Source organism: Paenibacillus sp. NPDC057886, assembly GCF_042796655.1.
In the GTDB taxonomy this organism is placed as follows: Bacteria; Bacillota; Bacilli; order Paenibacillales; family Paenibacillaceae; genus Paenibacillus.
In genome coordinates this window covers 67,870-83,322 of record NZ_JBHVMZ010000010.1, presented here as the reverse complement: position 1 = coordinate 83,322, position 15,453 = coordinate 67,870, and the positions used below count along the sequence as shown (strand labels likewise).

14 protein-coding genes are annotated in these 15,453 nt (G+C 48.5%); 1 reads left to right on the top strand and 13 read right to left on the bottom strand.

Features of this window, described 5'->3' with window-relative positions; all coding sequences use genetic code 11:
• Positions 1-121: 121 nt before the first annotated feature.
• From glcT to ACFVQB_RS28260, 7 genes are all read right to left on the bottom strand, one after another.
• On the bottom strand, positions 122-976 hold the full coding sequence (glcT, locus tag ACFVQB_RS28290; protein ID WP_376035533.1) for a glucose PTS transporter transcription antiterminator GlcT: 855 nt from the start codon (positions 974-976) through the stop codon (positions 122-124).
• A gap of 165 nt (positions 977-1,141) precedes the next feature.
• Positions 1,142-2,698 (bottom strand): flotillin lipid rafts scaffold protein FloT, encoded by a 1,557-nt coding sequence (locus ACFVQB_RS28285; protein ID WP_379447195.1) that lies wholly within the window; start codon positions 2,696-2,698, stop codon positions 1,142-1,144.
• A gap of 60 nt (positions 2,699-2,758) precedes the next feature.
• Positions 2,759-3,295, bottom strand: coding sequence for an NfeD family membrane protein (locus ACFVQB_RS28280; RefSeq protein WP_379447194.1), 537 nt, complete (start codon positions 3,293-3,295; stop codon positions 2,759-2,761).
• Positions 3,296-3,556: 261 nt separating this feature from the next.
• On the bottom strand, positions 3,557-4,720 hold the full coding sequence (locus ACFVQB_RS28275) for an iron-containing alcohol dehydrogenase (protein WP_379447193.1): 1,164 nt from the start codon (positions 4,718-4,720) through the stop codon (positions 3,557-3,559).
• Positions 4,721-4,952: 232 nt separating this feature from the next.
• Positions 4,953-6,551 (bottom strand): UDP-glucose--hexose-1-phosphate uridylyltransferase, encoded by a 1,599-nt coding sequence (locus tag ACFVQB_RS28270; RefSeq protein WP_379447192.1) that lies wholly within the window; start codon positions 6,549-6,551, stop codon positions 4,953-4,955.
• 15 nt (positions 6,552-6,566) lie between these two features.
• Positions 6,567-7,556: a UDP-glucose 4-epimerase GalE gene (galE, locus tag ACFVQB_RS28265; RefSeq protein WP_064635876.1), complete on the bottom strand. Its 990-nt coding sequence runs from the start codon at positions 7,554-7,556 to the stop codon at positions 6,567-6,569.
• Position 7,557: 1 nt separating this feature from the next.
• Positions 7,558-8,739: a galactokinase gene (locus tag ACFVQB_RS28260; protein WP_379447191.1), complete on the bottom strand. Its 1,182-nt coding sequence runs from the start codon at positions 8,737-8,739 to the stop codon at positions 7,558-7,560.
• 156 nt (positions 8,740-8,895) lie between these two features.
• Here ACFVQB_RS28260 and ACFVQB_RS28255 point away from each other — a divergent pair, with 156 nt between their 5' ends.
• Positions 8,896-9,867 (top strand): AraC family transcriptional regulator, encoded by a 972-nt coding sequence (locus ACFVQB_RS28255; protein WP_379447190.1) that lies wholly within the window; start codon positions 8,896-8,898, stop codon positions 9,865-9,867.
• Between the two features lie 101 nt (positions 9,868-9,968).
• On the opposite strand, the gene mgrA is transcribed toward ACFVQB_RS28255, so the two are convergent.
• The 6 genes from mgrA to ACFVQB_RS28225 all read right to left on the bottom strand — a co-directional run bounded on the left by mgrA (position 9,969) and on the right by ACFVQB_RS28225 (position 15,245).
• On the bottom strand, positions 9,969-10,976 hold the full coding sequence (mgrA, locus tag ACFVQB_RS28250) for an L-glyceraldehyde 3-phosphate reductase (RefSeq protein ID WP_247903278.1): 1,008 nt from the start codon (positions 10,974-10,976) through the stop codon (positions 9,969-9,971).
• A gap of 88 nt (positions 10,977-11,064) precedes the next feature.
• Positions 11,065-11,805, bottom strand: a complete 741-nt coding sequence (locus ACFVQB_RS28245; protein WP_379447189.1) for an NAD-dependent protein deacylase — start codon at positions 11,803-11,805, stop codon at positions 11,065-11,067.
• A gap of 21 nt (positions 11,806-11,826) precedes the next feature.
• Positions 11,827-12,612: an HAD family hydrolase gene (locus ACFVQB_RS28240; RefSeq protein WP_379447188.1), complete on the bottom strand. Its 786-nt coding sequence runs from the start codon at positions 12,610-12,612 to the stop codon at positions 11,827-11,829.
• A 60-nt stretch (positions 12,613-12,672) separates the two neighbouring features.
• Positions 12,673-13,437 (bottom strand): alpha/beta fold hydrolase, encoded by a 765-nt coding sequence (locus ACFVQB_RS28235; RefSeq protein WP_379447187.1) that lies wholly within the window; start codon positions 13,435-13,437, stop codon positions 12,673-12,675.
• A 90-nt stretch (positions 13,438-13,527) separates the two neighbouring features.
• Complete coding sequence (locus ACFVQB_RS28230) at positions 13,528-14,193, bottom strand: bifunctional 2-keto-4-hydroxyglutarate aldolase/2-keto-3-deoxy-6-phosphogluconate aldolase (RefSeq protein ID WP_024633088.1); 666 nt, start codon at positions 14,191-14,193, stop codon at positions 13,528-13,530.
• An 86-nt stretch (positions 14,194-14,279) separates the two neighbouring features.
• Positions 14,280-15,245, bottom strand: coding sequence for a sugar kinase (locus ACFVQB_RS28225; RefSeq protein ID WP_379447186.1), 966 nt, complete (start codon positions 15,243-15,245; stop codon positions 14,280-14,282).
• Positions 15,246-15,453: the final 208 nt, after the last annotated feature.

The window sequence follows — 15,453 nt, the reverse complement described above, 5'->3', positions numbered from 1 at the left end:
AACACGTCGTTTGTGTTTATTCAGTTGCTTGATTACGGAGACCATTGTAGCACCACTTCAAAAACGATGCAAGCCTTTACACGAAATTTCTCAAATTAGAGTTCCACTTGGGGAAAATATTTCACTTGCTCTCTTCTTCTTTCCTTTGATTCAAGCGCTGTAAATGAATGGTCAGATACCCTACTTCCGCAGGATATACAGGCAGATTCAACCTTTTTTCCATCACCTTCGTTAGCTTCCATGCAAGCGAGTACATTTCTGGATATTCCAACTTCAACAAGGAATCCAATTTATGAATTTCTTCCACTTTATCTCCCCGACGGACTCGCTCCAAGGCAAACCGAAGATGAGTTAGTAACCTGGAGTAATCCAGGGACTGAGTCTCAAACGAATAATCCAGTTGAGTGGACACCAGGCTCACCAAATCAGTAATCAATTGCGAATGCTCGCGAACTTGAGAAATATTTTGGTTGGTCATGGCACTGTAGATATGGAGTGCAATAAAACCGATTTCATCCATTCCCAGATCTACACCCAATTTTTCTTTTATCAAACGTACCGCATATTCCCCCATGCGATATTCGTCAGGATAAATTTCACGGGTCTCATAAAGAAAAGGATTCTGTATGACAATCCCTTGTTCTTTCCGTTTTAGCGCAAATGAAATATGATCAGTTAATGCGATATGAATATGTTCGTTTAAAGGTACGTCCGTATGTTCTGCAATATACGTAATGACTTCGTTGATAATTTCGATCAATGCTTCATCCACTTGTGGAAGAAGCTGTTTATACTGCTCTTGCTCCTGCTGGTTTCTCAAAATGAACATTTTCTCCACAGCCATCAGTGGAATAATGTCATTCGTTTTCCGATTGAAGCCGATGCCTTTACCAATCACGACAACTTCTCCATGTTCAGGATGCTGTGCAATAATTACATTATTATTTAGCGCTTTGGCTACTTGCAGGCTACTCAATGTTTGCACCTCTTTTTCGCACCATCTTAGGTGTGATTCAGTCACACCCTAGTAAGAAAGAAAAGACATCCGGAAGCGGGCAAACCGCGCCGGACGTCTCGCTTAAAAAGTAACAAAAATTCGCCTTAAGGTCAATAGAGCATGTGTGCTTTATGGATCATTGTCTTACTCGTCAACTCCAGCTTTTTCCACAATCTTATCGATTATAGAGGGGGTCGTTACAGGTTCACTCTGTTGAATAGCAACCGGTGCTGTTGTTTTAGGTTTGGTGAGACCTTTAATTAACTGCTCCACATCGATGCCGGAGACACTTTTGAGCATCTCGGGAGCCGTCGCCATGAGCTCAGTTACATAATTGCTTACACGAGTGGCGCCTTCGCCCTTCCCTGTATCCACAACGGTCAGCTTATCAATCGCGGAGATCGGCTCCGCAATTTTACCAGCAAGTTCAGGCAGCATTTTGACGATGATATCGAGCACGGCAGCTTCGCCAAACTTTTGGAACGCTTCGGCCAGTTTTTCCTTCGCTTCTGCTTCTGCCAGACCCCGGAGACGAATTACCTCTGCATCCGCTGTACCTTTGGCGCGTTCAGCATCCGCCATCGCCTGACCTTCAAGACGCTTCTGCTCGGCTGTTGCCTTCGCATGCGTTTCAATGGAGTATTGTACCGCATCGGCTTCACGCATTCTTTTGGCTTTATCCGCTTCGGCAGCCTGCTCGACCGCATAACGATCTGCTTCTGCCTTTTTCTTAACTTCAGCATCATACTGCTTCTCACGTACGATAATTTCTTTCTCTTGCAGATCAATCTCACGTTCCTTACGAACGAGTTCAACCTTCATCTCTTCTTCCACCACGGTTTGTCTCGCACGCGCTTCGTGGATATGATACGCCTGATCCGCTTCCGCTTTAGCTGTATCCTGATCCCGCTTAAACGTCGCTACTTTCAGTTCCTTCTCTTTTGCAGCTTCAGCGATATTCGTATCACGCAGCAACTCGGCTTTTTGCCCCTGCTCTTCCGCATTGGCCTTCTGAATACGCGCATCCCGCATCGCTTCCGCTTCCGCAATTTCAGCATCCCGCTTGACGGCTGCTATTCTTGGTTTACCGAGGGCATCCAGATAACCTTGTTTGTCACGAACGTCTTTGATCGTAAACGAAACAATCTGCAGTCCCATTTTTTTCAGATCTCTGGCAGCTACACCTTGGACCTCTTGGGCGAAGCGATCGCGGTTACGGTATACTTCTTCCACCGTCATTGTTCCGAGGATGGCCCGCAAATGCCCCTCCAGAACCTCCTGTGCTTCGCCTCTTAACGATTCTACGGGTTTGCCAATGAATTGCTCGGCTGCGGTGGCCACGTCTTCTACAGCGCTTCCCACTTTGATAATGGCGACACCATCGGCAATGACCGGTACACCCTGTTCCGTGTATACTTCCGGTGTGGAGACGTCGAGCTTATGGGACAACAGCGAGATAAACTCCGATTGCTGGAACACTGGCAAGATAAATGCGCCGCCTCCACGAACAATTTTAATCTTGCGACCGGAGTCATCATCGGAAATGTTTTTGCTGCCAAGGAATGAACCCGTAACGATCATGGCCTCATCCGGCCCAACCGTTTTGTACCTCGCCCAGAAAGCCAATCCAAGAATCAGAATGACACCAACCACAACTGCAGGAATCAACAACACATCCCAATTCAAATTCAAACTTTCCATTCCACATCTCTCCCCTTATTCATTCATGAGTGCTTAAACTACTTAGGTGATTAGACTACTTTATAAATCTTTAAGTACATCCTCATCCCATTCCGACACACGCAGTACGCCGTCTACAACATCCACCACTACAACACGCGCTCCCGCCGCAATGGGACGATGTTCAAAGCTGGATGCCGTGTGAATCGTATTACCGGAGGCAATTTTGATCATGACTTCACCAAAGCCTTTTTCCGGTACCGGAATGGTAATTTCTCCAATTTTCCCAGATAGCTCTTTCATTGAAAACGCAATGGAGACGTCACTGTTACGCATCGGCTTGATATATGCAAAGAATACCAGCATGGCTGCAGCAATACCTATAAGCAGGGATAGTATCAGTGCTGAAATCGCACTTATCGAGCTATAACGTGTCAGCATAATACCGGCCCCGCCAAAGGTTGTTATGGAACCGGCCAGCACAACAGGTTTGAAAAAATCAAGACCAGGCAATTCAAGGGCCCCGTCCAGCAAGCCATCAATCAAGTCACCTAGCACAAGGCTGACGACTGCAAATATGGCTCCTCCAATTAGACACCCCCAATAGATTGACTCCATTCCCCGTTCCTCCTCTCCTCTGCCGCAAGTTCATCCTAACTGAGCATTCCACATGTAAATAAATACGTAGCTAACGTCAAAATGTTTCAAAATCTTTCCTCATTTGTATTACAGACCCGATAATGGTTATTCTCATCGCCATATGTCCCCGTTGCTGGAACATTCTCCGATTCGCTCTTATTCACAACAAAAAAACCGCAAATCTCCGTTAAAGGAGACGTGCGGTTCCAGAACACATTTCTGCGACGATGTGTTTTGTTTTTACAGAGAAGCCTTGTAGATGGATACAACATCTTCACGCTGCAATTTTTTGAAGTTACCGAACGGGCCGAAGAGCATGGCTTTGTCAGCCATAACTTCGATTTGGCTGTCATCGATATCATAATCAGCCAGACGGTTAGGCGCACCAATGGATGTCCAGAATTTGCTCAACGCTTCAATGCCTTCTTCAGCAATCTGTTTGTCCGATTTACCTTCAGGGTTAACTTCGAACACATTGATTGCCAGACGTTTGAAACGATCCACATTGACGTCCACATTATGCTTCATCCAGTGCGGGAACAGAATTGCGAGCCCTCCGCCATGCGGAATATCATACACTGCGGATACCGCGTGTTCGATATTGTGAGTAGCCCAGTCACCAGCCAGACCCATGTTCAGTACGCCGTTCAATGCCATCGTTCCGCAGTACAGAATCGTTTCACGCAGTTCATAGTTCTCCAGGTCTTCGACCAGACGAGGGGCTGCATCCATAACTGTGCGCAGAATTGTCTCACAGAACCCGAGCTGAACCGGTGTGTTGGCATCCAAGTGGAAGTAATGCTCCAGTACGTGGGACATCATATCCACCATGCCGTAAACCGTTTGGTCCAGAGGAACGGTATATGTATTTACCGGATCAAGGATTGAGAACGCAGGGAATGAATACGCACTCCCCCAGCCTAACTTCTCCTGTGTATCCTGATTTGTAATAACCGAACCGGAGTTCATTTCCGAACCGGTTGCAGCCATGGTCAGCACGGTACCGAGCGGAAGAGCATCCTGTGCAACGGCTTTGCGCTGAGCAAAGTCCCACATGTCGCCATCATACTTGGCACCTACGGCAATTGCCTTGGCACAATCCAGTACACTGCCGCCGCCTACAGCGAGGATCAGGTCGATGTTGTTCGTTTTGCAGAGGTCTACACCTTTGTGCACAGTCGAGAGACGCGGGTTCGGTTCTACACCAGCCAGCTCCGTAACTTCAGCTCCAACTTCCTTGAGCAATCCGATCACCTGATCGTACAAACCGCTGCGTTTGATACTGCCGCCACCATATACAAGCAGAACCCGTTTGCCGTATTTCGGTACTTCGGTTTTCAGTGCTTCCAGCTGACCTTTACCGAAAATCAATCGGGTTGGATTATAAAATTGAAAAGATCTCATATCTATGTCGCCTCCAATGGAGATTCATATTTTAGTGCAACTCCCATTATAGTACCCCGATTATACAAAAACAAATCGATAGCCACTCACTTTATACCAACCCGTTGATTTGCAAGTGTGCACGTAACATTTCACATAAAACGACTTATACAGGACTCCCTTTCAATTTCACATTGTCAAACAAACCAAAACACCAGCCCTTGAATGGGCCGGTGTTCCTCGTTATACATGTTTATTCGGTGTATCCCATGCTGCTTACAAAACGACGGAAAGCTTGGCGACCTGCCTCATCATATTTGTATACACCTGCATGTTCCAGAATCTCGGCGAATTTCAAGCCTACTTCCTGTTGTACAAGCGCAACAGCTTGCTCTTTGTTTAGGTTGGGACCGAAACGTTCGATCAGTTCTTCTGCCCAGCCCAGATGTTTATTCAACACATGTTCGGAATCTTTGGCCGTCTCCGCAAGCTTGGTATCCCCAGCGAGAATATCCGCGATGCTGTCCAGCTCTTCTTTCAAACGGCCTGGCAGGATTGCAAGCCCCATCACTTCGATGAGTCCAATGTTCTCCTTCTTCAGATGATGCATTTCGCGGTGCGGGTGGAAAATTCCTTCGGGATGTTCGTCATTCGTGCGATTGTTCCGCAGAACAAGGTCCATCTCATATCCACCGTCTGCACTGCGACGAACGATTGGAGTCACTGTATTGTGTGGAATCTGTTCTCCGTCAACCTCACTGAATGCCTCGATCTCCACCGTAGAATCGCTGTAAACCTTCCACGCTTCATAAACGGCATTGCCCGCTTCGAGCAACTCAGCCGGATCCTGTGATACCAGTCGCAGTACGGACATTGGCCATTTCACAAGACTGAGCGTAAGTCCCGGTGAACCAGCGTGGCGGAATACCGCCTCTGGCTTCGCATTTTGAATGGCAAAGGTATGACGTCCACCCTGAAAATGATCATGGGTCAGGATGGAGCCGCCAACGATGGGCAGATCGGCATTGGAACCAATAAAGTAATGCGGATACTCCCCCACGAAGGCCAGCAGCCTACGCAGCGTATCCTTGGTCAATTTCATCGGCACATGATCGTGATGGAAAATAATGCAGTGCTCGTTGTAGTACACGTATGGCGAGTATTGGAAGAACCAAGGTTCGCCGTTCAATTCCAATGGAATGACACGCAGGTTTTGACGGGCCGGGTGGTTGACCCGACCGGCATAGCCCACATTTTCACGACAGAGTTGGCATTTCGGATATACCGGAGGCGGAAGCAGCTTGGCCATCGCGATTTCCTTCGGACTTTTCTCCGGCTTGGACAGGTTGATCGTAATCTCCATGTCGCCATAAGCTGTATCCTGTGTCCAATACACATTCTTGGAGATGCGGTCCATCCGAATGTAGTTGGAATGAATCGAAAGCTCATAAAATTGGGAGGTAGCCGCTTCAATGCCTTCGGTCTGTTCTGTATGACGAAATGCGCGCACCACCTCGGATGGACGGGCCATCAATTGACCCATAATTTTTGCATCGAGTAAATCACGGTACGTATCGGTATTTTCAGGGATAAGTCCAATTTCAAATCCATAGTCAATCAGCGTATCCAGCAATGATTGGGGTCCGTCCAAAACTGTCTCGTTCAATACTCCTGCATACGGCTCGGAGAACCCGAACTGTTCCAGCAGTAGATTACGGCTGTAATCGCGATCCGCTTCTTCAATCAGTTTGTTCTGCAAGGCAAATGCTACCAGACGTTCAATGGCATGCAGTGCTTCCTGCTGCTCCGGTGTCCGCTCTGTGGCACCTGCTGCAATATGAGTCTGTGACATATCGATGTTCGCCTCCTAGTTTTTGCCGTAGCCGTCAGGGTGAGACTGATGCCAGCTCCATGCGCTTTGAATGACATCTTCGAGATTCGTCCATTTTGGATTCCAGCCCAGTACGGATCTTGCTTTGGCAGACGAGGCCACCAGTACAGCCGGATCACCCGCACGACGTGGTTCCTGGACAACCGGAATGTCCAGTCCGGTTACTTTCTTAGCCGTCTCAATAACCTGTTTAACCGAGAAGCCTTGACCGTTGCCCAGGTTGAACACGTTGCTGTTCTCCCCTTTGCGGAGATAGTCTACAGCCCGCAGATGCGCATCCGCCAGATCACTTACGTGGATGTAATCACGTACACAGGTTCCGTCTTCTGTCGCGTAGTCGTCACCGAACACGGCGATATGTGGACGTTGTTTTAACGCCGTTTGCAGCACGAGTGGAATAAGATGGCTCTCCGGCTGGTGATCTTCACCGATTTTGCCGCTATCATGGGCTCCGGCTGCATTGAAGTAACGCAGGGAGACGTATTTGATTTCCTGTACTTTATCGAACCAAGACATCATGCGCTCCATCATCAGCTTGGTTTCACCGTATACGTTCGTAGGCTCTGTGCGGTCGCTCTCTTCAATCGGCACTTTCTCCGGCTCGCCGTAAGTAGCAGCCGTGGAAGAGAAGACGATGCGACGTACATTCGCTGCATTCATCGCTTCCAGCAGGCACAATGTACCAAACACGTTGTTATCATAGTATTTAACAGGATCTTTCATGCTCTCGCCAACCAGTGAGTTAGCTGCAAAGTGGATGACTGCATCAATGGAATTCTCAGCGAACAGCTTCGCCAGAAGTTCCTTGTCACGCAGATCACCTTCATACAATTTTCCGCCCAGCAGAGCTTCACGATGCCCTGTCTGCAAGTTATCCAGTACAACGACCTCTTCGCCACGCTCCAACAAAGCCGCTACCGTATGAGAACCAATATATCCTGCTCCACCTGTCACCAAAATTGCCATCTTACTTCGCCTCCTTCAATTCTTTAACGCCGTCGCCTACTCCGCACACATAGAAATCACCCTTAAGACTGGTACGTGCTTCATATGCCGCTCCAACTTCGTTTACAAAACGCTCTACATCGTCCTCATGGACGAGGGATACCGTACATCCGCCGAATCCTGCTCCGGTCATGCGTGCACCCAGAGTACCTGGAATTCGTCGAGCTTCTTCAACCATCACGTCCAGCTCTTCACAGCTCACTTCATATAGATAACGAAGGGATTCATGAGAAGCATTCATCAGCTTGCCGAAGGTTTCCAGATCGTTATCACGCAGTGCATCCACCGATGCAAGTACACGTGCATTCTCTTCCACGACGTGCTGGGCACGCTGTCTTACCTTCTCATCCTTGATGTGATCCTGCAGTGTAACGAATTGTTCAGGTGTAAGTTGCGCCAGATAGTTCAGTGCAGGCAGTTGTTCTTTCAAAATGGCAAGTGCCTGCTCACATTGGGAGCGACGTTCGTTGTAAGCCGAGTCCACCAACCCCCGACGTTTGTTCGTGTTACCAATGACCAGCTTGTAGGCGCCGGTACGGAATGGCACTTTTTCATATTCAAGGGTGTCACACATCAGCAGGATCGCATGATCCTCTGCTCCATTAGCTACAGCGAACTGATCCATGATGCCACAGTTGACGCCAACGAATTCGTTCTCTGCCTTTTGGGACAGCAGCGCCAGTTGTACCGTATCAATATCCTTAACACCTTCAAGCGACTGGATAGCAAACCCGGTAAGAACCTCCAGCGATGCGGAAGAGGAAAGTCCTGCGCCGTTCGGAATTTCTCCATGATAGAGGAAGTCATAACCTTTGGTTACTTTTACGCCTTTGCCTTGCAGTTCTACCATGACGCCTACCGGGTAATCCGTCCATTCCCCTGTTTTCTCCTTACCAATAGAGGACGTATCCAGCGTTCCTTCATAGGACATATTCGTGGAAGCCAACTGCAACTTGTTGTCCTCACGCTCACGGATAATCAATGTGGTACCGAATTCAAGCGCTGCCGGAAGCACGTATCCCCCGTTGTAGTCAATGTGCTCACCGATCAGATTCACCCGCCCAGGGGCATGGAACACACGGATGTCCGCTCCACTCTCTCCGTACTTGTCAATAAACTTTTGTTTCAATTCATTTATGTTCATTGCTGCTGCACCCCATCTCAATGTTGTTGGTTTTCTTAATGTTATTATACAAGAAGGCGGTTCCCCTTGAAATGCAACCATGTGTGTTCCATATGGATAAATGTGACCCTTCGACGTATAATGAATGGAACATCCAGGAAGGAAAGGAATGTCATCATGACTGAACAACGTAAGGAAGGTCCAACAGGAGCAACGGGGGATCTGATAAAACAAATTCCGGAAACCTCCGGCAAAAGTGGAGCACTCAGCTACTCGGTTGCCTCCAATCCTGTCTATTATGAAAAAGGGGCATTGCATGTCCTCTTTGCAGGCGCAAGCCAGACCCTTCCCGGTCACGCCCTTGGACCGAAGCTATACGATTATTATCTATTGCATTATGTAGAAAAAGGAGCCGGTACGTTCCGTACTGAACTACATACCTACGAACTATCCGCAGGAGATTGTTTCCTCATTCAACCAGGGCAGCTTGTAAGCTACCAATCCCATGCCCGGCATCCCTGGCAATACCGCTGGATGGCCTTTACCGGCAGCCAGGCTGCGAAGCATACAGAGGAAGCAGGCTTCCGTCCGGAGAAATCCGTCTTTCATGCCGGACCTTCCTGTGGTATTTCAGACTGGTTATCCGTGATGCAGACGGCTTTTGCCGAGCGGAAAGAAAGCTCTCATTTTACATCGCTGGGTACGTTATATATGATTCTAGCCGAGGCACAAAATCACCTTTCTCAGGGCCAAACCTTAATACCAGGTGAATCTTCCATACGACGAACGGTAAAACAGATGATTCAATACATGTCTACCCAATATGCCTATCCTGTCTCGATTGAGCAAATGTCGGCCAGTCTTAGCTATAACCGTGCGTATCTGTCCCGCATTTTCAAACAGGAAACCGGACTATCGCCAGTTACCTACCTGCTTAAACTGAGGATCGACAAATCGCGCCAGCTGCTGCGCGAACGTCCGGATCTGTCCATCGAACAGGTATCGGCCTCCGTGGGTTTGCCAGATGCGCTGTATTTCTCCAAACAGTTCAAGCGATTCCACGGGGAAGCCCCTAGTCTGTATCGGGAAAACATTCTTAACAGGCCCTTGCCTCAAGGGACACGCCAAACACCGCCGAACCATCGATAACCCTGTAATCAAAAGTAGGATCTTAAATTCCGTAGGTCTGCATAATTAAGGAACAAAAAAGGTGCATCCCGCCATTATGGCTAAGATGCACCTTTTGAACTTTATTTATGATCCGGCTCCGGACGAAGAATCGATTCAATGCGCTCCAATTCCTCTGTGGAGAATTCCAATTGGCTGAGAGCAGCCACATTCTCTTCAATCTGCGAAGGACGACTTGCACCAATCAAGGCAGAAGTTACCTTGCCATCACGCAATACCCAAGCCAGCGCAAATTGGGCCAGACTCTGACCACGCGATGCTGCAATCTGGTTCAGAGCACGCACTTTGCGCAATGTCTCTGGCGAGATGTTGTTTTCATTCAAGAATACAGACGGGCCCTTGGCACGTGAATCTTCTGGAATACCGTTCAGATACTTGTTGGTGAGCACGCCTTGTGCCAATGGACAAAAAGCGATGCTGCCTGTTCCATACTCATCAAGTACATCCTGTAGCCCATCCTCAATCCAGCGATCCAGCATTGAATATCTAGGTTGATGAATCAACAGAGGTGTACCCAGGCCTTTGAGAATCTCGGCTGCCTGCTTCGTCTGTTCTGCAGGATAATTGGAGATGCCGACATATAATGCTTTGCCGGAACGAACAATATGGTCCAGCGCCATCATCGTTTCTTCCAGAGGTGTTTCGGGATCATAACGATGAGAATAGAAGATGTCTACGTAATCGAGACCCATGCGCTTCAAGCTCTGATTGAGACTAGACACAAGGTTTTTACGAGAACCCCATTCACCGTAAGGTCCAGGCCACATATAGTACCCGGCTTTGGTGGAGATGACGAGTTCATCTCGATATGGCTTCAGGTCCTGTGCCAATACCTGACCGAATAACTGCTCTGCCGAACCTGCCGGCGGACCATAATTGTTGGCAAGGTCAAAATGCGTAATGCCCAGATCAAACGAACGGGTAATCATATTTCGGCCATTCTCCGCATTATTAATGCCACCAAAATTATGCCATAACCCAAGTGAAATCGCTGGCAGTTTCAAACCTGAACGTCCAACGCGGTTGTATTTCATTGTTTCGTAGCGTGCATCGCTGGCTACGTAGACCATCATGAATCCCTTCTTTCCCCAGGTTCCGCCTCTAGTACCCGGTCCGTATGCCGGAGAATGCGGTTATTCGGACAATGTTGACTTACGTTTAACCTAGAAGCTGGTCCACCTTATTCATTACCTCACCAATAGGATCTGTAATCAGCAAATCAGCCTGCCTGTCGTAAGCCGTAGGTGTAGCGTTAAGCAAGACCGTGTGTTTACCTTGAAAATACGTAATCAATTGTGCGGCAGGATAGACGGTTAGTGAAGTTCCGCCTACCAGCAGCAAATCCGCCGAGGACAGTGCCTCAACCGAACGATATAATATCGTCTGGTCCAGTTCTTCTTCATACAGCACAACATCCGGCTTGATCACGCCACCACACGCTGTGCAACGAGGAACCGTATCTTTTGCGGCAATAATATCATCCAACCCATAAAACCTCTTGCAATCCATACAAGCGTTCCGATGGATCGAACCATGAAGCTCCAGGACATTGCTGCTGCCAGCCTTCTGGTGCAACCCGTCGATATTTTGCGTTATAACCGCCTGAAGTTTTCCTTCCTGCTCCAATCTGGAGAGAAGTCGATGGCAGCCGTTGGGCACCGCATCAGGATGAAGCATTTTGCCTCGATAAAAATCATAAAAAATATCAGCATGCTGGTCAAAAAAATGTCGACTCAGCAGCTCTTCCGGTGGATAGGGTGAATGCTGCTCTGTCTGGTATAAACCAGCGGCAGAGCGGAAGTCGGGAATCCCGCTTTCCGTTGAAGTTCCGGCCCCTCCGAAAAAAACAATATTTGAACTTTCCTTAATCCAGGCAGCCAGTTGTTCTGTTGCGTTCATCCTCTCTCCTCCTTTACGAGATCACCCCTGTGAGGAACGTTCAGAGATGATTTTTAACTCATCATACCTTTGGATAATGGCATCGGCGTCATATAAATAGTGGCTTCCCTCGACTTCTGGACAGAAACCAATTCTACAGGACACCCCTGCGTTACGTCCCATCTGCATATCCCCATTGCTGTCACCAATTACAACAGCTTCCTCAGGAAGAATATGTAATTCGCGGCAAGCCAGAACCGCAGCCTCTCCATCCGGTTTGCCCCGAGTCACTCGGTCACTGCCTACAATTGATGTAAAATACGACCGGATTCCCATCCACTCCATATGTTCCTCTGCAGCAGCTGTGCTGTCCGAAGTGACAACTGCCATGGGAACAGATGCTTCCTGGCAGCTCTGCAAAAATGCAATTAATCCAGGCACCGGTTCAGCCATTCTTCTCTGCCTTACCTCACTCATGGCGACACTGGAAAAACGGCGAATCATCGTGATCGCTTCATTCCATGGCATGCCTGCTGCATACAACTGCCCAGCAAGCAAACCGTTGCTCTCGTCCACCGTGGCAATAGCCAATGGCCCTTGAAGATCATATCCGATCAGATGACCTTCACGATTGCGGACCGTACCCAGAACTTGCTCACGCTCCACCGTAAACGAGGAACCAAGCTCTGACAGTTGTGATTCCAGCTGATTCAGCAAAGACTCCGCCCATGGCCCCCATAGCTGTAAGAAATCCAGCAGCGTTCCATCTTTATCAAATAGAATGCCTCGGCAGGTAACTTGCTTGCCATGGATTTGAAGCATCGACATACATATCACCTCCAGTTCCCGTCTGTTATGGATTAGTACCATCACCGTTGAACCGGCAGCTTACTTGATTGTATCCAGCCAGCCCACAGTCGTTCTAACCGTTTGGGACAGTTGTTCCTCTTCACTGACCCCAGCTTCGCCGTCACCGCTCTGGTGGCCATAGTCACCGAACTGCGAATGGTTACCACCTTCAATGGTGTAATATACCGTATCTTCTGGCAAATATGCCCGACCATTCTGATACTTTGTGGCATTCACTACTTCATCATTAGTACCCAGTATGGATAACGCTGGTATCCCCAGTGACTTCACATCGCCTTTTTCATCCGGATAGGATGCGAGGAAAAAGATGCCCTGAAGTGCATCCGGATGGGAAGCCGCGTAACGTGCCGCCATTGATCCACCAAGAGAATGCCCTCCCATAACAAATTGTTCATCCGGATAGGCTTTAATAATATCATCTGCAAGATTCTGCTTAAGTACCGCCAGATTAACCGGCATTTTTGCAATAATGGTATGATGTCCTGCTGCCGCAAGTTCATGGGCAAGAGGTGCATAACTTTCCGGTTTAACCAATCCACCTGGATAAAAAATAACACTCACCCCAACAGATTTGTCCGGCACAAAATCAATCCAGCTGTCTTTTTCAGTTACAGTCACCTGATTTGCAGTTTCCATAGCTGTCTGCGCCATCTCCTGTGGTCCATAAGGCGTAAACAGCTTCCAAGCCACAAACCCACACCCAATGACAATGAGCGCCAGAAGAACGAGCAGGAATTTCCCGATGCCCCTCTTCTTGCGCCCTGTATTATATCGATTTCTCAACTTTCATCACCTTTCTGCACTTCCGCAGGTGCCGCGGCTTGCAGAACGGGAGCCTTCATTCCTGAGGCTCCCCTTCTCCATCATGCATCGCTATTCAGCCTTGGCCTTGCGGTAAGCATCCATGTATTGTTCAGCTTTGCGGCGAACATGACTCAAGTCCCCCGTCTTCACTGCTTCCGTTGTAAGGTCCGAGCCAATACCTACAGCAACGGCGCCTCCCTTGATCCAGTCACCCAGATTGGACAAGGAAACCCCACCGGTCGGCATGAAATTCGCTTGTGGCATAGGTCCCTTCATCGTTTTGATAATGGACGGATCGTAGAGATTACCGGGGAACAACTTCACAATATCCACGCCAAGTTCCAATGCACGTTGTACATCCGCAATGGTCATCACGCCTGGGAGAATCGGAATCCGGTACAGGTTGCAGATTTTCACAGTGTCCGGGTTCAGGGAAGGACCCACAACAAACTCGGCCCCTGACATGATCGCGGCACGCGCTGTCTGGGGTTCAAGCACGGTCCCAGCTCCAATAATGGCAAATTTCTCTGGATCTTGTGTGTTCCAATGGTATACACGGCTTAATTTCTCGATGGCTTTGAGGGCACTAGGCACCGTCATCGTAATCTCGATAATTTTGATGCCACCCGCGATGGCTTGCTCGGCCATGGCGATAACCTGATCAGCAGAATCTGCACGCAGAACCGCTACAACCCCACTGTCCGTTATTTTTTGCAGCAGCTGAAGCTTCTTCATTTCATTCTCCCCCTTGTCAATGTGGTTGTGTATTACAAGCCTTACATTAATGAACGAAGATGAGACATATATGATCTCAGCAGCGACTAGCGCTCAACATGAGCTACATTGTTCAGCTTGGCCTCGACCTGCTCCCACGTCGGGAGCGCCTCCCAATCGCCAACAGCCTGTATAACCATGGAACCGGTCAAATTCCCGAGACGGGTTGCCTCCTGCGGGGAATATCCTTTAATAAGCCCGGACAAAAAGCCCGCACAGAATCCATCTCCTGCCCCAACCGTATCCAGAACATGATCTGCCTTGAAGTACGGAACTTCCGTTAGGGTACCATTCACCAATACGTAGGTCAAATCAGGGCCGCCCTTCACGATACAGACTGCGTTCATGGCGGACAATCGTTCAAGTACTTTTTGATCATCTTCTTCGTTATACAGAAGTTTCATCTCATCCAGACCTGGCAGGAAATAGTCCGCCTGCTCAGCGAGACGAAGCAGAACAGGACGTGCTTCTTCAGCTGACCACAGTTTAAGACGCAGATTCGGATCAAAACTCACTTTCACACCAGACTGCTTGGCTATATGTATAGCAGCTTCAACAGTAGCAAGTCCTGACGCGCTTATTGCTGCGGTGATGCCTGTAACGTGAAGGATTTGCGCACCCGCAATATAATCTGTGTCCAGATCTTCAGGAGTAATCGCACTTGCAGCGGACAGCTTCCTATAATAGTGTACCGAGGCTTTCCCGGAAGCGTTCTCACGAATCATCAAACCGGTGGGTTCTTTGTCGCTCATCCTTGCTCTGGATACATCTACACCTTCACCACGAATAGCCTTCATGATCATGTTACCCATCGGATCATTACCCAGGCGGCCAAACCAGCCGCTGGTATGCCCAAGCCGGGATACACCAATGGCCAGATTACTCTCTGCGCCGCCAAATGATTTGTCTAATGTCGCCGCATATTCGAGACCTCTTGTATCCTTTGCTGTCAGCAAACCCATGCTTTCGCCAAACGTAACAATTTCAGGGCTAGGGCGGGTATTCGTCGACATGAATTCTCCCCTCCTTATATTTACAATTTCTCATCTTCTTTCCCCATTGTCAGCCTCTATGCAACCGTTGTCAATCCCGGAGCGTTCATTTTGTTGTCACAGCTTTGAGAAAGGATAGCGCTTTCTATTGTGAAATATATCACAATGAATGATACACATCCATATTACCCTTATTACAGAACCAGATTGCAATCGCCAAGGGTTATCA